Annotated in this window: 16 protein-coding genes and 1 pseudogene; 10 read left to right on the top strand and 7 right to left on the bottom strand. The window is 63.1% G+C overall.

The genetic code is table 11. From position 1 onward, the window contains the following. Positions 1 to 6 precede the first annotated feature (6 nt). From JQ629_RS21455 to JQ629_RS21430, 6 genes are all read left to right on the top strand, one after another. A complete protein-coding gene (locus JQ629_RS21455; RefSeq protein ID WP_212414356.1) occupies positions 7 to 630 on the top strand; it encodes a class I SAM-dependent methyltransferase in 624 nt (207 codons plus the stop codon). 157 nt (positions 631 to 787) lie between these two features. Further along, positions 788 to 1321: a Spy/CpxP family protein refolding chaperone gene (locus tag JQ629_RS21450; RefSeq protein ID WP_212414355.1), complete on the top strand. Its 534-nt coding sequence runs from the start codon at positions 788 to 790 to the stop codon at positions 1319 to 1321. Positions 1322 to 1449: 128 nt separating this feature from the next. Continuing rightward, positions 1450 to 2724: an acyl-CoA dehydrogenase family protein gene (locus tag JQ629_RS21445; RefSeq protein ID WP_212414354.1), complete on the top strand. Its 1275-nt coding sequence runs from the start codon at positions 1450 to 1452 to the stop codon at positions 2722 to 2724. A gap of 259 nt (positions 2725 to 2983) precedes the next feature. Next, the gene (locus JQ629_RS21440) at positions 2984 to 3601 is read left to right on the top strand and encodes a flavin reductase family protein (protein ID WP_212414353.1); all 618 of its coding nucleotides are present in this window, start codon (positions 2984 to 2986) and stop codon (positions 3599 to 3601) included. Positions 3602 to 3748: 147 nt separating this feature from the next. Then, on the top strand, positions 3749 to 4030 hold the full coding sequence (locus JQ629_RS21435) for a GNAT family N-acetyltransferase (RefSeq protein ID WP_212414352.1): 282 nt from the start codon (positions 3749 to 3751) through the stop codon (positions 4028 to 4030). A gap of 11 nt (positions 4031 to 4041) precedes the next feature. Next, the gene (locus JQ629_RS21430; protein ID WP_212414351.1) at positions 4042 to 4485 is read left to right on the top strand and encodes a hypothetical protein; all 444 of its coding nucleotides are present in this window, start codon (positions 4042 to 4044) and stop codon (positions 4483 to 4485) included. Positions 4486 to 4519: 34 nt separating this feature from the next. Here JQ629_RS21430 and JQ629_RS21425 read toward each other — a convergent pair whose 3' ends face one another. Then, positions 4520 to 5278 (bottom strand): alpha/beta fold hydrolase, encoded by a 759-nt coding sequence (locus JQ629_RS21425; RefSeq protein ID WP_212414350.1) that lies wholly within the window; start codon positions 5276 to 5278, stop codon positions 4520 to 4522. Positions 5279 to 5404: 126 nt separating this feature from the next. Further along, positions 5405 to 6301 carry a glutathione-dependent disulfide-bond oxidoreductase gene (gene yghU / locus JQ629_RS21420; protein WP_212414349.1) on the bottom strand — a complete coding sequence of 299 codons (897 nt, stop codon included), beginning with the start codon at positions 6299 to 6301 and terminating at the stop codon, positions 5405 to 5407. Positions 6302 to 6477: 176 nt separating this feature from the next. Here yghU and JQ629_RS21415 point away from each other — a divergent pair. Further along, positions 6478 to 6707 (top strand): annotated as a pseudogene (locus JQ629_RS21415) (ABC transporter ATP-binding protein); the annotation flags it as partial. A 23-nt stretch (positions 6708 to 6730) separates the two neighbouring features. On the opposite strand, the gene JQ629_RS21410 reads toward JQ629_RS21415, so the two are convergent. Then, entirely contained in the window at positions 6731 to 7156 is a 426-nt protein-coding gene (locus JQ629_RS21410) for a DUF4870 family protein (protein WP_212414348.1), read from the bottom strand. A 62-nt stretch (positions 7157 to 7218) separates the two neighbouring features. Here JQ629_RS21410 and JQ629_RS21405 point away from each other — a divergent pair, with 62 nt between their 5' ends. Beyond that, the gene (locus JQ629_RS21405) at positions 7219 to 8445 is read left to right on the top strand and encodes an aminotransferase class V-fold PLP-dependent enzyme (protein WP_212414347.1); all 1227 of its coding nucleotides are present in this window, start codon (positions 7219 to 7221) and stop codon (positions 8443 to 8445) included. A gap of 72 nt (positions 8446 to 8517) precedes the next feature. On the opposite strand, the gene JQ629_RS21400 is transcribed toward JQ629_RS21405, so the two are convergent. Continuing rightward, entirely contained in the window at positions 8518 to 10176 is a 1659-nt protein-coding gene (locus JQ629_RS21400; protein WP_212414346.1) for a flavin-containing monooxygenase, read from the bottom strand. A gap of 239 nt (positions 10177 to 10415) precedes the next feature. Here JQ629_RS21400 and JQ629_RS21395 point away from each other — a divergent pair, with 239 nt between their 5' ends. Further along, entirely contained in the window at positions 10416 to 11549 is a 1134-nt protein-coding gene (locus JQ629_RS21395) for a nitronate monooxygenase (protein ID WP_212414345.1), read from the top strand. A gap of 149 nt (positions 11550 to 11698) precedes the next feature. Next, complete coding sequence (locus JQ629_RS21390) at positions 11699 to 13210, top strand: acetyl-CoA acetyltransferase (RefSeq protein WP_212414344.1); 1512 nt, start codon at positions 11699 to 11701, stop codon at positions 13208 to 13210. 148 nt (positions 13211 to 13358) lie between these two features. Here the strand turns inward: JQ629_RS21390 and JQ629_RS21385 are convergent, their stop codons facing one another. The 3 genes from JQ629_RS21385 to JQ629_RS21375 all read right to left on the bottom strand — a co-directional run bounded on the left by JQ629_RS21385 (position 13359) and on the right by JQ629_RS21375 (position 20056). Then, on the bottom strand, positions 13359 to 14558 hold the full coding sequence (locus tag JQ629_RS21385; RefSeq protein ID WP_212032316.1) for an efflux RND transporter periplasmic adaptor subunit: 1200 nt from the start codon (positions 14556 to 14558) through the stop codon (positions 13359 to 13361). Further along, entirely contained in the window at positions 14548 to 17727 is a 3180-nt protein-coding gene (locus JQ629_RS21380; RefSeq protein WP_212414343.1) for an efflux RND transporter permease subunit, read from the bottom strand. Before JQ629_RS21380 ends, JQ629_RS21385 begins: the two co-directional genes overlap by 11 nt. A 301-nt stretch (positions 17728 to 18028) precedes the next feature. Further along, on the bottom strand, positions 18029 to 20056 hold the full coding sequence (locus JQ629_RS21375; RefSeq protein WP_212414364.1) for a methyl-accepting chemotaxis protein: 2028 nt from the start codon (positions 20054 to 20056) through the stop codon (positions 18029 to 18031). Between the last annotated feature and the right edge of the window lie 130 nt (positions 20057 to 20186).

Below are 20186 nucleotides of genomic sequence, written 5' to 3'. Positions count from 1 at the left end.
GACGCGATGGAAAGCGAAAGCCGCCAGGCGCACTGGGAGAACGTCTACACCAGCAAACGCGAGAACGAGGTCAGCTGGTTTCAGGAAAGCCCTGCCCCTTCGCTGGCGCTGATCGCCGGGATCGGGGCTGCGCCCCGTCAGGCGATCATCGACATCGGCGGCGGCGCGTCACGGCTGGTCGATCACCTCGTCGATCAGGGATTTTCTGATGTCACCGTGCTTGATCTGTCCGCGGCGGCATTGGAGGCCGCCAAGGCCCGTCTCGGCGAACGCGCCTCACGTGCGCACTGGCTTGTGGCCGACGCCACCACATGGAAGCCGTCGCGGGCGTATGACATCTGGCATGACCGGGCGGCGTTTCACTTCCTGACCGAGGAGAGTGACCGTGCGGGCTACATCGCGCGGTTCAAGCAGGGTTTGAAGGTCGGCGGCCACGCCATCATCGCGACCTTCGCGCTGGACGGACCGGAGAAATGCAGCGGCCTGCCGGTGATGCGTTACGATGCGGCGCGGCTCGCACAGACGCTGGGACCGGGGTTCAGGTTGCTGCAAAGCCAGCGCAACGACCATGCCACGCCCTGGGGCTCGCAACAGCACTTCCAGTTCAGCGTCTTTCAGCGGGTGGGGTGATCCCTTTCGTCATTGCGAGCGAAGCGAAGCAATCCATCGCGCATCAAAGAATGGATTGCTTCGTCGCTTCGCTCCTCGCAATGACGTCGCTCTGACGGAACCTTGATGTGCACGCGTCATCCGGATCGATAAGAGCGAAACTTCACAGGAGAATTTCATGAAAGCCATTGCCACCGCCATCACCATCCTCGCCCTCGTTTCGACCACCGCAATGGCGCAGTCGCCCTATGCGGGGATGCAGGGCCGCTCGATCAAGGCGCTGTCCGCGCAGCAGATCGATGATCTCAAGGCCGGCAGGGGCATGGGCCTGGCGCTGGCGGCCGAACTGAACGGCTACCCCGGCCCGATGCACGTGCTGGAATTGTCCGACAGGCTGGCGCTGTCGGCGGCGCAGAAGCAACGGATTCAAACACTGTTTGAAACAATGAAAGCGGAAGCGACACCGATCGGACTCAACCTGATCGAGCAGGAAAGCGCGCTCGACCGGCAATTCGCCAACCGTTCGATCACATCAGACGCGCTGAGGGAAGCGACGACGAAGATCGGCCAGACGCAGGCGGAACTGCGCAACGCGCATCTGAAATATCACCTCGAAACGGCGCAAATCCTGCTCCCCGATCAGATGAAGCAATATGCCCAATTAAGGGGATACGCATCCGATTCCCCGGCGCGGCATCACCGCATGCATTAGCGGCAGGGCGCTGCGCGCGGTGCCTCTCCCCGCTTGTGCAGGGACCGCGCAGGCGTCTAGATTGCGGCCCAACAGGCGCGTTCCAAAGATTATCCGCAGAATGGAAAACGCCGCATGGGAGGATCCTAATGAAACACGCCTACATCCCGCGAACGACGACCTACAACCTCAATCCGGGCGAAGAGCTCAATGATCTCCGGATGTCGGACGAGGTCCGTCCGCTCTACGAGCACGTCAAGAAGTTCATCCGCGAAACCGTCGACCCGATGTCGGTCGAATTCGCAAAGCTTGGCGAGAAGAAGACCGACCGCTGGAGCTTTACGCCGGAACAGCTTGCGTGCCTGCAGAAGGCCAAGGACAAGGCCAAGGAAGTAGGTTTGTGGAACTTCTTCCTGCCCGACGACGAGACCGGCCAGGGCCTCAAGAACCTCGACTACGCCTATATCGCGGTTGAGCTGGCGAAAAATCCGATGGCGTCGGAGACCATGAACTGTTCGGCGCCCGACACCGGCAACATGGAAGTGCTGGAGCGCGTCGGCACCAAGGCGCAGAAGGAGAAGTGGCTGAAGCCGCTGCTGGCCGGTGAAATCCGCTCGGCCTATGCGATGACCGAGCCGAATGTCGCCTCCTCCGATGCCAAGAACATCTCGACCTCGGCAAAACTCGTCGGCGACGAATGGGTGATCAACGGCGAGAAGTACTACATCTCCGGCGCCGGCGATCCGCGCTGCAAGATCATGATCGTGATGGTGAAGACCAATCCGGACGCACCGCCGAGCAAGCAGCAGTCGCAGATCCTGGTGCCGATCGACACCCCCGGCGTCGAGATCCTGGGCCCGATGCACGTGTTCGGCCACGACCACGCGCCGCGCGGCCACATGCATCTGCGCTTCAACAATTGCCGGGTGCCGAAGGAAAACATGCTGCTCGGCGAAGGCCGCGGCTTTGAAATCTCGCAGGTCCGCTTGGGACCAGGCCGTATCCATCACTGCATGCGCACCATCGGCAAGGCGGAAAAGGCGCTCGACCTGATGGTGTCGCGCGGCCTTACCCGCGAAGCCTTCGGCAAGAAGATCGCCCATCTCGGCGGCAATCTGCAGATCATCGCGCAGGCGCGCTGCGAAATCGAGGCGATGCGGCTGATGGTGCTCAAGGCAGCCAAGGCGATGGACGTGCTCGGCAACAAGGAAGCGCGGATCTGGGTCAGCATGGTGAAAGCCATGGTGCCCGAGCGCACCTGCAAGATCATCGACCAGGCGATCCAGATGCACGGCGCCACAGGTATTTCGCAATGGAGCCAGCTCGGCGAGATGTACCAGGACGTCCGGCATCTGCGCTTCGCCGACGGTCCGGATGAGGTGCACTGGATGGTGGTCGGAAGGCACGAACTGAGCATGCCGTAGGCTTGGTTGGGGGCGCGTATTGGTAATCCCCGAGCCGCTCCCCCACCCCGCCCTCCCCCGCAAGCGCGGGAGAGGGAGACGAGCGTGCTCTGCGACACGCAGCGTGCTCAAAATGAATCAGTGTTGGTCTCGATCAGACTACAAGCACCGGTGCGCTCCCTCTCCCGCACTTGCGGGGGAGGGTTGGGGTGGGGTGCCTCCGCGGGCGCGCTCGCAGTGAGTCGCTCACCCGCCCCACGCGTGAAACAGGAATCCCGCCATGGAATACGCGCCTGAAAACCTGCTACCGCGCGAGCGCTACAAGCTGCTCGCCGGATTCGTGCTGCCGCGGCCGATCGCATGGGTGACGTCGGTGGGCCCGACCGGCGTGGTCAACGCGGCGCCGTTCAGCTTCTTCAATGTGTTCTGCGAAGACCCGCCGCTGTGCATGTTCGCGGTCAATCTGCGGCCCGACGGGCGCGTCAAGGACACGCTGGTCAACATCCAGCGCACCGGCGAATTCGTCGTCAACCTCACCGACGAGCCGCTGGCCCGTGCGATGCACGATTCCAGCGGCGACTTTCCGCCCGATATCGGCGAGCCCGGCTATCTCGGCCTGAAACTTGCGCCCTCGACCCGGGTCGCGGCGCCGCGGCTGGCCGATGCGCCCTGGGCGATGGAGTGCAAGATCTGGAAGACCATCGACGTCAATGGCGACCGCACGCTGATCATGGGCGAAGGCATCAATTTCTACATCCGCGACGAATTGTGGGATACGCAGACCATGCGCGTGCACATGGAGCGCTACCACCCGATCGGCCGCATGTTCGCCGACCGCTATTGCCGCACCGACGACCGCGTCGTGTTCCCGCCGGCGCCGGAACTTTCGGCGACGTAATGCGTAATTTCGTAGAGTGGGTTAGCCACCGGGTCGCGCGAATGCGCGCCCGATGATAAACTCCGCGTAATCCACCGCCGATGCAGAACGAAGATGGCGGGTTACGGCTTCGCCTAACCCACCCTACGCACCGATACCGGAGTTCGCATGACCGACACTTTCCGCGACAATGACGCCGGCAACCGGTTTGAACTCGAAATCGAAGGCGCGATCGCGTTCGTCGCCTATCGCAAATCGCCCGGCGCGATCACCCTGGTGCATACCGAAGTGCCGCCGGAGCTCGGCGGCAAAGGCGTCGGCTCGAAGCTGGCGCGCGCGACGCTCGATGCAGTTCGGGCGCAGGGACGCAAGCTCACGGTCGAATGCGAGTTCATCCAGGGTTTTATGGGCAAGCATCCGGAATACAACGATCTGCTGGCTGCGGCGTAGGCCATCCAAGGATGTCCTTACGTCGCCTGCTCATTGCATTTGCTTGCCTCGGGATTGTGCTTTCTGTTGCGTCCAGCAACGGGCTGTGCGTCCTGGAAGGCAGGATTCTGAGCGACAGGGATTACTTCAAGGGCGCGATCCATGAGGTCATTCACGATCCTGTTGACGGCGTCACCGAGGATGTTCCGGGAGGGAGCATCTCCAAACTGGTCCGGTCTCAGCGCTATGCCAATCCGGACGATTTCCTCGGCGAGAATCCGAATTGCTGCCGGTTTGTTCCGGCGAATTCAGGTGATGGCGGTGCGGAGATAAGCCTCCTCGACAGGATTAACGGCGTTCGCACCGTCGAGGTGTCCTATGACAAGAGGTACCTCGACGACAATGTGCAGAAGACTTCGCGGGTAAGCGGAAAGGTAGCCGTCACCAGTTGCGGCACGGGAAGAGCTTTCCGGTGACACGCTTCCAAGTTCGGTGGACCGATGCCAATGCCTACGCCGCCACCGGCCGGTGCGCGCGGAGGAACGAGCGGATCTGGCGCACGGCGAGCGGAATCCGCTCCTTGGGCTCCTTCCACGGGAACATGCTGACTTCCGCGTTCGGCGCCAGCATCGCCGACTCCATGGCGACCGTATAAGGGTGCGCCGGAATATCGTCGGGCAGGATCAGCACCGGTGTCCGGCACTGGCGCACAAAGTCGCGCGTTACCGTGAAGACGAAGTCGGGATTGGTGCGGTACATTTTGGTCAGGAATTTATCTGTTGTCTCCGCGGAGATATCAGGCCGCTGCTTCAAGAGCTCCGGCGCCCAGCCTTTGGTGTTGTTGTCGTAGAACAAATCGCGCATCTCGGGACGCGAGCCTGACGGTTGCGCCAGCACGGCGGCAACGATGCGGTCCGGCGCGCGCTTCAGGAGATTCCAGATCAGGGGGCCGCCGATGCAAAAGCCGAGCACCATGAACTTGTCGATGCGAAGATGATCCATCAGGCCGAGATGGTCGTCGGTGTGGGAATCCCAGGGCCGGTCGATTTCGAGCGGGCCGGAAGACTGCCCGCTATTGGCGTTGCGCAAATCGGCCGCGATGCAGCGGTACTCGCCCTTGAACTCCTCGAACGAATCGAACGGCGGGTAACTGCCGGACAGGCCCGCGATCGTCGAGTTCAATCCGCCGCCGGCGATCATCAGTAGCGGAAAGCCGGAGCCGGCCTCCTCGTAGTGGATACGAACGGCGCCTTTTTCGAAAGTCGGCATGCGGTTTCCTCGGTTGGGATTTTTTGGATTGTAGGGTGGGCAAAGCGAAGCGTGCCCACCATTCCCGTCAGCGGTCTCGGATAGATGGTGGGCACGGCGCTAGCGCGCCTTTGCCCACCCTACGGACTACGGCGAAGCGTCGGTCGGCACGCCGATCTTGTCCTGCGTGTTGGTGTCGAAATCGCTGGCCTCATGCCGCTCGTGCAGCTGGCTCGCCGGATCGCCCGAGATCCGGTTGACCATGCGCCCGCGCTTCACCGCCGGGCGCTTTGCGATTTGATCGGTCCAGCGCTGCACGTTCTTGTATTCGTGCACCGACAGGAATTCGCCGGCGCCGTAGACGAGACCCTTCGCCAGCGCGCCGTACCATGGCCAGGTGGCCATGTCGGCAATCGTGTATTCGCTGCCTGCGAGATACTCATTGTCGGCCAGACGCCGGTCGAGCACGTCGAGTTGACGCTTCACCTCCATGGCGTAGCGGTCGATGGCGTATTCGATCTTGGTCGGCGCGTAGGCATAGAAATGGCCGAAGCCGCCACCAAGAAACGGCGCGCTGCCCATCTGCCAGAACAGCCATGACAGGCATTCCGCCCGCGCCTCGCCGCCGGCCGGCAGAAAGGCCCCGAACTTTTCAGCCAGGTGCATCAGGATCGCACCGGACTCGAACAGCCGGATCGGCTTCGGTCCGCTGCGGTCCATCAGCGCGGGAATCTTGGAGTTCGGATTGACCGCGACAAAGCCGCTGCCGAACTGGTTGCCGTCGATCTTGATGAGCCACGCGTCATACTCGGCGCCGCTGTGACCGGCGGCCAGCAGCTCCTCGAACATGACAGTGACTTTCACGCCGTTCGGCGTCGCCAGCGAATAGAGCTGAAACGGATGACGGCCGACCGGCAGCTCCTTGTCATGCGTGGGGCCGGCGATCGGGCGGTTGATGCTGGCGAAGCGGCCGCCGCTTTCCTTATTCCAGGTCCAGACTTGGGGCGGCACATAGGCGGTGGGGTCGGTAACAATTTCGTTCATTCGTGTTGGCTCCAGGCTTCTTGTCGGCCGAGTCACATGAGGGGCGATCTGCCGCGCGGCGGAATTACAATGCGTCTGTCTGGTATACCTTGGGGCTGTCGCCGCCAACCGCAAGATACTGCATGGCAGCCCAACAATTCCCGTGGCGGTTTGCGTCGGGTCCATGTCGCGATTTCGACGAGCCGACGGAGGGGCTCGCGCCAAAGCTGGTCGAACAGGTCGGCACCCTGCTCGATGAAATCGCACGCCGCGGTACCGCTATTCTTCTGGTGGAGCAGAAGCTCACCATCGCGCTGAAGATTTTCCCGCCGCCTCTATGTGATGGGCCACCCGCATCGTGTTCGAGGGAACGCCGGCCGAGCTTGCCGCCAATGCCCGCGTACGCAAGGAGTGGCTGGAGGTTTAGGGGGCAGCTTCCCGCCGGCTGTATTATCCGAACAGCCAGGAGCTCGGATTAGCGATCGGTTTGTGCTCGATGCTCAACAGGCCGCCCTTGACGATGCGGATGAGTGACCAGATGAACCACCAGGCAAGAAGCGGGAGGCCGATCAGCACCAGGGACAACGGAATGCCAATCGCAAGGTACAGCAGTCCGATCCAGAAGGTCCTGATCTGAAACCGGAAATGCGACTGCATCACCGGGTCGGTATCGTCGACTTTCACATACGCGATGATGACGCCCATCAGCGCTGTAATCCCGGTGAAATATCCTACGCCGTAAAGCACGTAGACGGCTCCGGCGACGATATTGTCCGAGGCGATGGGTCGCTGGGTTTCGTAGGAAAGTGACATGGCCGCCTCTGTTGCCACTGATATCGTGGAGCTCTGCGAACGCCCGTTGGTCGCGCCTGCCATGGCCCAGGTTCAGCAAATAAAGTCATGAGGCGCGGCAGAGTTGTACTCGGAGCAATGCTTTTGTGGCTGGCTTGGTCACGATCGGCCATAATGGACGGGTCACCACAAGAGAGATCTTCCGGATGCTTGCCTCGCAGCGCGCCCTGTTCGATATCCCGCGCGAGATTTGCTACCTCAATGCCGCCTCCTGCAGCCCCTTGCCGATCCGGACCCTGGAAGCCGGCCGCGCCGCGGTCGGGCGCAAGGGCACGCCATGGACGCTTCCGGCTTCCTTTGCCAACGAGCAGAACGAACGCGCGCGGACTGCCGCCGCCCGGCTGATCAACGCCGAGGCGTCCGATATCGCGCTGACCCCCTCGATCAGTTACGGCGTCGCGACGGCGGCGAAGCTTTTGACCATTCCCCGCGGAACGCGCGTGATCGTGCTGGAAAGCGATCACTCCTCCCCGGTGCTGGAATGGCACGCGCGCGCCGAGGCGCAAGGTTTTGTCGTCGATACGGTTCGACAGCCCGATGACGGTGACTGGACGTCGGCGGTTCTGGCGGCGATCGAACGGTCCGGCGCGCCACCGGTCAGCCTCGCCTCGATCTCCTCGGTGCATTGGTCGGATGGCGGATTGATCGATGTCGACAAGATTGCCGCGGCGCTGCGGCGGCAAGGCGCGGCCTTCCTGGTTGACGCCACGCAGGGCGCCGGTGTGCTGGCGATGGACGTGACGCGCCTTGATCCGGATTTTGTGCTGTTTCCGACCTACAAATGGGTACTCGGGCCCTATGGCCGCGCCTTTCTCTATGTTGCAAAACGCCATCAGAACGGCATTCCGCTGGAGCAGACCTCAGCCGGCCGCCGCGACGTACGTGCCGAGAATTCGGTCTATTTCACCGATCTCAGTTACGTGCCCGATGCGCGCCGCTTCGACATGGGCGAGCGCGATTATTTTATTTCGCTGGAGATGGCGTCCATTGGCATGGAGATGATGGCCGAATGGGGCGCAGCGGCCGTGGTGCAGCGGCTCGCGATGCTGACGGAGCGGATTGCCGAGGGCGTGCGCGCCACCGGCGTCAGCGTACCGGATGCGCGGCTGCGCGCGCCGCATATTTTGAGCCTGGCGTTCAAGGGCGGAATGCCGGCGGGACTCGTCGAGGGGCTGGCGAGCGACGGCGTCTACGTCGCGCCGCGTCTGGGACGGCTGCGGGTGTCGCCACATGTTTACAATGATGAGGCCGATGCGGATCGGTTTGTGGAGGTGTTGGGAAGGTGGTTAAACACGTCATTGCGAGGAGCGTAGCGACGAAGCAATCCATTCTTTCTTTTCGCGGAGAGATGGATTGCTTCGCTTCGCTCGCAATGACGGTAGTGACTACGATACCGCCACCTTCCGCGCCGGCTCCGCCCCCGTCATCGCAAAGCCCTCATAGCCCTTGGCCGCGACGTCGTCGCAGATCTGCCGATAAGGCCCGACGCCGCCGATATAGGGCATGAAGATGCGTGGCTTGCCGGGGACGTTGGCGCCCATGTACCAGGAATTGGCCTGCGGATAGAGCGTGGTGTAGGCGACCTCGTTGACGTGGGCGACCCAATTATCCTCGGCGTCCTTTTTGGCTTCCATGGCTTCAAAGCCGCGGTCGCGCATATAGGTCACGCAGTCGGCGATCCAGTCGACATGCTGCTCGATCGAGACGATCATGTTCGACAACACCGACGGGCTGCCGGGGCCGGTGATGACGAAGAGATTGGGAAAGCCGGCGCTCATCAGGCCGAGATAGGTGCGCGGACCCTCGGCCCATTTCTGGTTCAGCGTCTGTCCATTGCGGCCGCGGATGTCGATCTTGGCGACCGATCCGGTCATCGCGTCGAAACCGGTCGCCAGCACCAATGCATCGACTTCGTAGTCCTTGCCGCCGGTGCGGACGGCATTGGCCGTGATCTCCTCGATCGGATTGGCCTTGATGTCGACCAGCGTCACGTTCGGACGGTTGAAGGTCGAAAAATATTCGGTGTCGATGCAGATGCGCTTTGAGCCGATCGGATGATTGTTCGGCTGCAGCAATCTTGCCTTCTCGGGATCCTTGACGATTTCGGTGATCTTCTCGCGGACGAAATCGGCGGCGGTGTCGTTGGCGGCCTGGTCCAGCGCGAGATTGTTGTAGACAGACATGAAGGTGAGGCCGCCGCGAGTCCAGCGCGCCTCGTACTTGGAACGGCGCTCGTTGTCGCCATCATCGAGCGCGCCGCGATCGGGCATCTCGGTATAGATGCCGTTGCGCGATTCCGTGCGCGCGAACTGCCTGACTTCCGGATATTTGGCGCGGAACGCCTGCCGCTCTTCCTCGGTCAGCATGGCGTTGCGGGCGGGAATCGAGAAATTCGCGGTGCGCTGAAACACCGTGAGGTGGCTGGCCTGCTCGGCGATCACAGGCACCGACTGGATGCCCGACGATCCCGTGCCGATCACGCCGACGCGCTGGCCGGTGAAGTCGACCGTTTCATGAGGCCAGTGACCGGTGTGATAGACCTTGCCCTTAAAACCATCGAGACCCCTGATCTCGGGCATCCGCGCGTTCGACAGGCAGCCGGTGGCAAGCACCACGAATTTTGCAATGACGGTCTTGCCGCCGGATAACGTGACCGACCACAGATTGGTGCGCTCATCGAACTCCGCGCGTTCGACTGTTGTGTTGAACTGAATGTCGGGACGCAGACCAAAACGGTCGGCGACGTGGTTGGCGTATTTCAAAATCTCCGGCTGCGGCGCGTAGCGCTCGCTCCAGTCCCATTCCTGCTGCAGCTCTTCGGAGAACGAATAGGAATACTGCATGCTCTCGACATCGCAGCGCGCGCCGGGATAGCGGTTCCAGTACCAGGTGCCGCCGACGCCATCGCCCTGCTCATAGACCCGCGCTGAAAAGCCCTGCCCGCGCAGTTTATGCAGCATGTACATGCCGGCAAAGCCCGCGCCGACCACGACGACGTCGTAGCTCTCGGAAACTTTCCCGGAAACGGATGGCGATGCGGACATGAATGCGGGCTCCCTCGATTTATTGTCGATTTGGCAAACAGCATTCTCCGCTGGGTACGAAAGCGCAAGAGACAAATCGGCCGCGCCGGGTTGCATATTTTGCGACGTGGAATGCGCAAGACTACGCGTCGGGAATGCCGCTTGGCATCCCAGCCCCTGATGGGCTAGCGTCGGGTCAACACGGCAAACAAAAACCAACAACGAGCGGCACGAAAGCCGCCCAGGGAACGGATACGACCATGAAATCCCCGATCTGCGACATGCTGGGAATAGAGTTTCCGCTGCTGGCCTTCAGCCATTGCCGCGACGTGGTGGCGGCCGTCAGCCGTGCCGGCGGCTTTGGCGTGCTGGGCGCGACCCGTTTCCTGCCGGAGACGCTGGAGCAGGAACTGAAATGGATCGACGACCACGTTGACGGCAAGCCCTACGGCATCGATGTGCTGATCCCGGAAAACATTTCGACATCAGGCGAGAAGAACGTTTCCTGGAAAAGCCTGGAGAAGCGGGTTTCGCAAGAGCACCGTGATTTCACCCGCAATCTCCTCAAGAAATACAACATCGAACTCACGACCGAGAGTGTCGCCGACAACCAGCCGCAGCCGTTTGACGCCGAGATCGCGCTGGAGTTGCTCGACGTTTCCTTCCGTCATCCGATCAGGCTGATCGCCAACGCGCTCGGCGTTCCGCCGAAGGCGATGATCGAGATGGGCCGCAAGCATGACGTGCCGGTTGCTGCGCTGATCGGCTCCAAGGAGCACGCGCTGCGCCAGGTCGCGGCCGGCGTCGATATTCTGGTGGCGCAGGGTACCGAAGCCGGCGGGCATTGCGGCGAAGTCTCCACCATGGTGCTGGTGCCCGAGGTGATCAAGGCGATCAAGCCGATCCGCAACGTGCCGGTGCTGGCGGCGGGCGGCATCATGACCGGACACCAGATGGCAGCCTGCATGGCGATGGGCGCGGCCGGGGCATGGACCGGCTCGGTGTGGCTCGCGACGGTCGAATCCGAGACCACCGAAATTTTTCGCGAGAAGATGATTGCGGCGTCCTCGCGCGATGCCATCCGCTCCAAGGGCCGTACCGGCAAGCCCGCGCGGCAATTGCGCTCGGTATGGACCGATGCCTGGGACCGCGGGCCCGACAGCCCCGGCGCGCTTCCGATGCCGCTGCAAAGCATTATCAGCCGCGACGCCTTCAACTCGATCGACCGCGCCGCGGCTGCCGGCAACGTCCAGGCGCGCGACCTCGTCAGTTATTTCGTCGGCCAGGGCGTCGGCCTGATCGACAGCGTCAAATCCGCCGGCGCGGTGGTGCAGGAATTCAAGGAAGACTTTGTCGATGCGGTCGAACATATGAACGCATTGATGGAGGAATGACGACCTCTCCCCGTCATTGCGAGGAGCGAAGCGACGAAGCAATCCATTCTTTCTTCGCGCGGTGAGATGGATTGCTTCGCTTCGCTCGCAATGACGGAAGAAAAAGTCTCGCGTAACAATTGATAACCCAAAAGCAAAGCCACAAAAAAATGCCAACATCCCTCCCCGAAGACCGCATTCCCGTCATCGTCGGCGTCGGCGAAATCGTCGACCGGCCAAAGGACATCGCTGCCGGACTCGAACCGCTGGCGCTGCTGGAACAGGCGCTGAAGCGCGCGGAGGCGGACAGCGGTGCAAAACTGCTCGGCGAACTCGGCTCGCTCGATGTGGTCAATTTCCTGAGTTGGCGCTACCGCGATCCCGAAAAGCTGCTCGCGATGCGGCTCGGCGCCACGCCCGCGCATTGCTATTACGGCCCGGTCGGCGGCGAGAGCCCGATCCGCTATCTGCATGAGGCGGCCAAGCGCATCGCGCGCGGCGAATGCAGCGTGGCCGCGGTGTGCGGCGCCGAGGCGCAATCGACCGCAACAAAAGCGCAGCGGGCCGGCATCGACCTGCCTTGGACGCCGTTCGCCCATGACGTCGAGGAACCGAAGCGCGGCGCGGCGTTCCAGAAGCCGATGGCGGTGACGCTCGGCGTGTTCCGCCCCATCACGGTCTATCCGCTGTATGAGTCCGCCACATCAGCGCATTGGGGCCAGACCCCGCGCGAGGCGCTGGCCGAATCCGGACAGCTGTGGTCGACCTATGCGCGCGTGGCGTCGGAGAATCCCAGTTCATGGCTGAAGAAGAACTTCACGCCGGACGAGATCACGACGCCGACGCCGGAAAACCGGCTGATCGCCTGGCCCTACACCAAGCTGATGGTGGCCAACCCGACCGTCAACATGGGCGGCGCGATCCTGATGACGTCGCTGGCAAAGGCGCGCGCCGCCGGCGTGCCCGAGGATCGCCTGATCTATCCTCTCGGCGGCGCATCTGCTGAAGAACCGCGCGATTATCTGCTGCGCGACCAGTTCTTTGAAAGCCATCCGCAGAATGCCGTGCTCAACGCCGTGATGGACCTCGTCGAGGGCGACGGCAAAAAATTCGACGCGATCGAATTGTATAGCTGCTTTCCCTGCGTGCCGAAGATGGCGCGGCGAACGCTGGGGCTCGGCCCCGACGTCAGGCCCACCGTCACCGGCGGCCTCACGTTCTTCGGCGCTCCGCTCAACACCTATATGACGCATGCCGCCTGCGCGATGGTGCGCAAGCTGCGCGATGGCGGCACGCTTGGCCTGCTCTACGGCCAGGGCGGTTTTGTCACCAAGCATCATGGGCTGGTGCTGTCGCGGCAGGCGCCAAAGGAGGCGCTGGCGCAGGACACCAGCGTTCAGGCCGAAGCCGACCGTCGCAAGGGCGCCGTGCCGGAGTTCGTCACGGAAGCCAGCGGCAAAGGCAAGGTCGAGAGCTTTACCGTGATCTATGGCGGCAAAGGCGATGTCGAGCACGGCGTGGTGATGATGCGCACGGCCGGCGATGCACGGGCGCTGGCGCGGGTGCCGGCGAGCGACAGCGCCACGCTGGCGCACCTGCGCAACATGGACCGCACGCCGGTGGGTTCGCTCGGCGAGATCGTCACGGCCGCTGATGGTGTGCTGGAGTGGCGGGTGGGGTGACCCTACTCCCTCGCCCCGCTCTTCGCGGGGAGAGGGCTGGGGTGAGGGGCTCTCTCCGCGAGTGCAGCTTGAAGTGAGACCTGTACCCCCTCACCCGGCGCTACGCGCCGACCTCTCCCCGCAAGCGGGGCGAGGTTAAGGAAGAGCCCTACCCCTTCACGTCCTGCTTTTCCGAGGCCGTCGTGGGCTTGCCCTTGGCGGCAGCGCCGACGACGCGGACCGGATCGCCGTCGGCGATACCATCGGGCGGCGCGGTGATGATGCGGTCGTCGGGGGTGACGCCGGAGGCGAGTTCGATCTCCTTGCCGAGATCGCGGGCGATGGTGACGGTCTTGAACAGCACCTTGTCGTCCGGGCCGACGGTCGCGACCCGCAAACCGTCCTTGTTGAAAATGAGCGCGCTGGAGGGAATGTGCAGCGGCACGGCGTCGCGTTCCAGCGGCAGGCGTACATTGGCATAGGCGCCGGGCATCAGTTCGCCGCCGGCATTGTCGAGCGCCAGCTGCATGCGCGTCGTCCCCGAGGAGACATCGACCGACTGCGAGGATGCTTCCACCGTCGCGGCAAAAGTCCGGTTCGGATATTCCGGCATCGTCAGCACGGCTTTCGCGCCGATCCTGACGGCGGGAACGTAGCTCTGGGGCACGTTGACATAGACGCGCAGCTTGGTGATGTCGGACACCACGAACATCGCAGGGCCCGAACCGCCGCCGGCATTGATCAGCGCGCCAACGTCGGTCTCGCGCGCGGTGACCACGCCATCGAACGGCACGGTGATCTTCTTGTAGCCCGCCAGCGCCTCCAGCCGCTCGACATTGGCGGTGCCGGAATTGACGGCGGCTTTCTTGTTGGCGAGGTCGGCGGTGCGCTCGTCGATTTCCTGCATCGAGACGAAGTTCGAGGCGAGCAGCGTCCTGCGCCGGTTCAGCGTGGCCTCCGACAGCCGCGCGCTCGACTGCTGGCTGACGAGATCGGCTCTAGCCTGCAGCAATTGCTGGTCGAGGTCGGGCGCCTCGATCTCCGCGATCACCTGGCCTGCCTTGACCTTGGCGCCGATATCGGCGCTCCAGCTTTTCAGATAGCCGCTGACGCGCGCGAATATTGGAGCGCGCGAATAGGCTTCGAGCCGGCCCGGAAGATCGATGGTGGGGTTGAGCGCGCGGGCATTGGGGAACGCGACGGCGACGGAGGGAACCGCCTGGTTGTCGGTCCATTCACGCAGCTTCGCGCCGGATTCCTCGCGCGCCCGGATGCCGGTGGCGACGATCAGTCCCGCCCCGATCAGCGCCACGACCCCGAATAGGCCCAATTTCCGGCGCGATACCGGCGGGCGTTGTTCAGTGGTCATGCGGGCTCTCCGGTGCAGCGTCGGCAATGACGCCCTGTTTCTTGTGTACCATACTGAACACCACGGGAACAAACATCAGGGTGGCGATGGTGGCGAAGATCAAGCCGCCGATCACCGCCCGCCCGAGCGGCGCATTCTGCTCACCGCCCTCGCCGAGCCCGAGCGCCATCGGGGTCATGCCGATGATCATCGCGAGCGCCGTCATCAGGACGGGACGGAAACGGACGAAGCCGGCTTCCAGCGCCGCCGCGATGGGATCGCCGAGTTCCTCGTAACGCTCGCGCGCAAAGCTGATCACCAGCACGCTGTTGGCGGTGGCAACGCCCATGCACATGATGGCGCCGGTCAGCGCCGGCACCGACAGCGTGGTCTGCGTCGTGAACAGCATCCAGACGATGCCGGCAAGGGCCGCGGGCAGCGCCGTGATGATCACGAACGGATCGGACCAGGACTGGAAGTTCACCACGATCAGGAAATAGATCAGCACCACGGCGGCGAGCAGCCCGAACAGCAAGCCCGAAAACGCGCTGTTCATGGTCTGCACCTGGCCGAGCAGCACCACCGAACTTCCTTTTGGCACATCCTTCGCCGTCTCCGCCATCGCGGTCCGGACGTCGGCGGCGACCGCGCCGAGGTCGCGGCCCTGCGGCGTCGCATAGATCTGCACCATCGACTGGATGTCGTATTGCGAGACGACGGCACTCGACGTCGAGCGCCTCACGTCCGCGATGCCGCCCAGGATCGGCGCCTGGGTATTGCCTGTCGCGGTGATCGGCAGCGCCTGCAGGGCGCTGAGCGAGTCCATCTTGTATTGCGGCGTCTGCATCACGATCGAATAGGACACGCCATTGTCGGGGTTGAGGTAGAAGGTCGGCGCGACCTGCGAACTGCCGGCGAGATTGACCACGAGGCTGTTGGTGACGTCGCGCTCGGTCAGACCGACATATTGCGCGCGGGTGCGGTCGACATCGATGTTGAAGGTCGGCGCGTTGGGCGATTGCTGGATGCGCGCGTCGGCGATGCCGGGAATGCGGCGAATCTTGCTCAGCAGCTTGTTGGCATAGTCGAAGTTCGCCTTCATGTCCGCGCCGCGGATCTGCAGGTCGATCGGCGCCGGCGCGCCGAAGTTCAGGATCTGGCTGACGATGTCGGCCGGCAGGAACGAGAAGTTCATGCCGGGGAACAGCCGCGGCAACTGCTCGCGCAAGATCTGGACGTATTCGTCCGTCGGCCGGTGGCCTTCCCTGAGCTTGATCTGGATGTCGCCGTCCGCCGGTCCGATCACGCCGGTGTTGTTGTAGGTCATGTTGATGCCAGAGATCGGCATGCCGATATTGTCGGTCAGCGTTTCGATCTCGCCGGGCGGAATGATCTTGCGGATCGCCTTCTGCACGTCGGCGAGCTGGTTGGCGGTCTCCTCGACGCGGGTGCCGACCTGGGTACGGACATGCATCAGGATGTTGCCGGCATCGACCGCCGGAAAGAAGTTGCGGCCGAGATACGGCACCAGCAGGAAGGACAGCGCGACCACGGCAAGAAAGCCGGTGACGAACAGCGGCCGCCGTCCCAGCGCCATCGACAACAGATCGTGGTAGCCGGCGCGAATCCGCTCGAACCGCGCCTCGAAGGCGCGCTGGAAGCGCACCAGCGGATTGCGCGTCGGCGGCGGCCCGCCCTCATGATGGACATGCGGCTGGAGCAGATACTTCGCCATCGTCGGCACCAGCGTGCGCGACAGCAGGAACGACCAGATCATCGCGAACATCACGGCTTCGGCCATCGGCACGAACAGGAAGCGCGCCACGCCCTGCAGGAAGAACATCGGCACGAACACGATGCAGATGCACAATAGCGACACGAAGGCCGGCGTCACGATCTGGTTGGCGCCATCCAGGATCGATTGCTCGACCGGCTTGCCCTGCTCCAGATGGTAGTTGATGTTCTCGATGGTCACGGTGGCATCGTCGACGAGGATGCCGACCGCCAGCGCCAGCCCGCCGAGCGTCATGATGTTGAGCGTCTCGCCGATCGCCGACAGCATGATGATGGCGCCCAGCACCGACAGCGGGATCGAGACGGCGATGATGATGGTCGAACGCCAGCTTCCCAAAAACAGCAGGATCATCACGCTGGTCAGGAGCGCGGCGATGACGCCTTCGACGGCAACGCCCTCGATGGCGCCGCGCACGAACACCGACTGGTCGCCGATGAAGCCGATCTTCAGCGTGTCGGGCAGCGAATCCTTGACCTCGATCACCTTCTGCTTGATGCCCGCGATGATATCGAGCGTCGAGGTCGCACCCGCCTTCAGCACCATCATCAGGACCGAGCGGTTGCCGTCGACGTGCACGATGTTGGTCTGCGGCGGATTGCCGTCGCGCACGGAGGCGACGTCGCGGACATAGACCATCGCGCCGTTCACCGCCTTGATCGGCAGGTCGCCGAGCTCTTCCATTCGAAGCGGCGAGTTGTTGAGCTGGATGGTGTATTCGAACTGGCCGATCTTCTGGGTGCCGACCGGCGTGATCAGGTTCTGCGCGGCGAGCGCGTTGGCAACGTCCTGCCCGGACAGGCCGCGGGCCTGCAGCGCGGCCGGATTGAGGTCGATCTGGACCTGACGCTGCTTGCCGCCGAACGGATAGGGAATGGCCGCGCCCGGCACGGTGACGAGCGGGGTACGCAACTGGTTGATGCCGATATCGGCGAGGTTTTGTTCGGTCAGCCCCTCGCCGGACAGCGCCACCTGGATGATCGGAACGGTGGAGGCGCTGTAATTGAGGATCAGCGGCGGGGTCGCCCCGGGCGGCAACTGCCTGATCATCGTCTGCGAGATCGCCGTCACCTGGGCGTTGGCGGTACGGATATCGACGCCCGGCTGGAAGAAGATCTTGACGATCCCGATGCCGGTGTAGGAATTGGCGACGATGTGCTCGATGTCGTTGACGGTGGTCGTCAGCGCCCGCTGGAACGGCGTGATGATACGCCCGGACATCTGGTCCGGCGGCAGGCCGGTATAGTTCCAGACCACCCCGATGACGGGGATGCGGATATCCGGGAAGATGTCGGTCGGCGTGCGCAGCGCGGCCAAGGGTCCGATGATCAGCAGCAGCAGCGCGAGCACGACGAAAGTATAGGGCCGGCTCAGCGCAATACGGACCAGTGCGATCATCTAGGAGGCAATCCCGAGGCCTGTGAAGGGCTGAGAACCGGCATCCAAAAAAGGCCAGTTCAACCGCGCTGATTTAGCCGAACCGGGGCCAAATAGCCAACGCGGGCAGCGCAGCCGTCCTTCACTTCCTTGGCATAGCTGCTGGCCCCGGCTCGGGCCGGGCAGCACGCCGACCAGCCGGATGGCGGGGTTGAGGTACGGTAGAAGTACGGAGCCCACCGTTCCGCAAACGCAGGCAACCAAATGCAAAAAGCCCGGCCCCTTCCGGAGGCCGGGCTTTCGTATCGTCATCCCGTTATGGTCAGGCCGCGCGCACCGAGTCGAGGAACTTGCCGACCTCTTGCTTGAGACGGTTGCTGTCGCCCGACAGCGATTGCGCGGCGGAGAGAACCTGCGTGGAGGCCGAGCCGGTCTCGGAGGCGCCGCGCTGCACGTCGGTGATGTTGGAGGACACCTGCTGGGTGCCGTGGGCGGCCTGCTGCACGTTGCGGGAGATTTCCTGCGTCGCAGCACCCTGCTCTTCCACGGCCGCGGCAATGGTCGAGGAGATCTCCGACAGCTTTTCGATGGTGCCGCTGATTTCCTTGATCGCGTTCACGGAGTCCTGGGTCGCCGCCTGGATGCCTGATATCTGCTGGCCGATCTCGCCGGTGGCCTTGGAGGTCTGCTCGGCCAGCGCCTTCACTTCCGACGCCACGACCGCGAAACCACGGCCGGCATCGCCGGCGCGCGCCGCTTCGATGGTGGCGTTGAGCGCCAAGAGATTGGTCTGCTCGGCGATGGTGTTGATCAGCTCGACGACGTCGCCGATCCGGCTCGCCGCCTTCGACAATTGGCTGACGCGGTCGTTGGTGGTGCGGGCCTGGTCGACGGCCGCAGTGGCCATCCGCGCCGATTCCTGAACCTGACGGCTGATCTCGTTCACCGAGGAGGACAACTCTTCGGTCGCGGACGCCACCGACTGCACGTTGGTGGAAGCTTCCTCGGAGGCTGCGGCCACCATCGTGGTCAGTTCTTGGGCGCGCTCGGCGTTCGACGTCAGCGTGCCGGCGGAGGCTTCCAGTTCGCTCGAGGCCGACGACACGGTCTCGACGATCTCGCCGACCGCCGTCTCGAAGTTATCGGCGAGCTTGATCATGTCGTCCTTGCGCTGCCGGGCGGCGATCTGGTCCTGCTTGATCTTGGTCTCGGCTTCGTCGCGGGCCTTCTGCTCGGCATTCTCTCTGATGATCGTGACCGTCTTGGCAAGGTCGCCGATTTCGTCGCCGCGCCCGGCGCCGGGGATCACGACGTCGAGGTTGCCGCCGGCCATCTCACCCAGCGCACCGTTCAGGCGCATCATCGGACGGGAGATCCCAAGGAAGGAAAACACCATCGATGCGAACAGCGCGATAATCACCACGATACCCATGGCGAGGCTGACCGTGCTGGCCCGCTCGGTCTCGGCGGCAGCTTCTTCCTTCGATACGGCGTAGTTCTTTCGCGCTATGTCGACCAGGCTATCCATCTGCGTGCCCGCCTCCTGCGCAAACTTGACGGTGCGGTTGGCGACAATGTCCGCCTTCAATTCCTCGATCTTGACCGCTTCGTCATTGGCGGCCAGAAAACGTTTGACGATCGAATCCAGCGAGCTGACCACCACCAGCAAATCGCGGTCGTCGGCCTCGCCCCGCAACAGGTTGAAATTGTTCTTGAGCGCGGCCTGGGTCTTCGCGATCTGGGCGATCAGGCTGACATCGCCGGTGGCGCCCAGCCGCCACACCATGGCCCGCAGCGAGTTGACCTTGGCGTCGGCCATATGCAGCAGCTTTTCGATTTCGAGCTTGTTGTCGAGTTTGGCCATTGCGGGTGACGCCAATTGGGTCTCGATCGCCTTGGTCCATTCAGCCGAAACTGCCGAGCGCTTGTCGATCACCGCGAGGAGATTGAGCTGCGTCTTCGCCAGTTCATCGACGCCGGTCGTGTAGGAAGTCATCAGCGACTTGATTTTCTCAAGGCGCTGCTTGATATCCGGTATCGCCGCAATCGCCTGCGCGTCATCCAGCGCCTTGGTTTCGGCGGCCTTGAATCGATTGAGGTCCGCTGCGTTCCTTTCGACGTCGGCGGCCTTTGTCGCCAGCCTGACGTTGCGCGCGGCAAGTTCGATCTGCCGTCCGTTCAGGTTAGCTGATATCGCGGCATCGATGACCCGCTGCGAGCGATCGGCGCGGCTGTTTGCCGCCTCAATCGCCTGTTCCGACATCATCTGGTTGGCCACCATGCCACCCGCCAGCAATATGCCGACCGCGCCAGCCAGGCCCAGCTTGTATCCGATGCGATTGAGCTTGATCATTGTCAGCGAACCCCAAATTTCCCCAAAACGCGCAGTCGGCGATGGCAAAGCGGGAACCACCGAACAGTGCGCGCGCCGTAAAGATGGTGCTCTTGTAAACAAGACTGGTTAATTTTAGCTCAGTAGA

It is taken from the genome of Bradyrhizobium sp. AUGA SZCCT0222 (assembly GCF_018130205.1).
Taxonomy (GTDB): domain Bacteria; phylum Pseudomonadota; class Alphaproteobacteria; order Rhizobiales; family Xanthobacteraceae; genus Bradyrhizobium.
The sequence above is the reverse complement of the archived record's forward strand: the minus strand, read 5'-3'. Positions and strand labels throughout refer to the sequence as shown.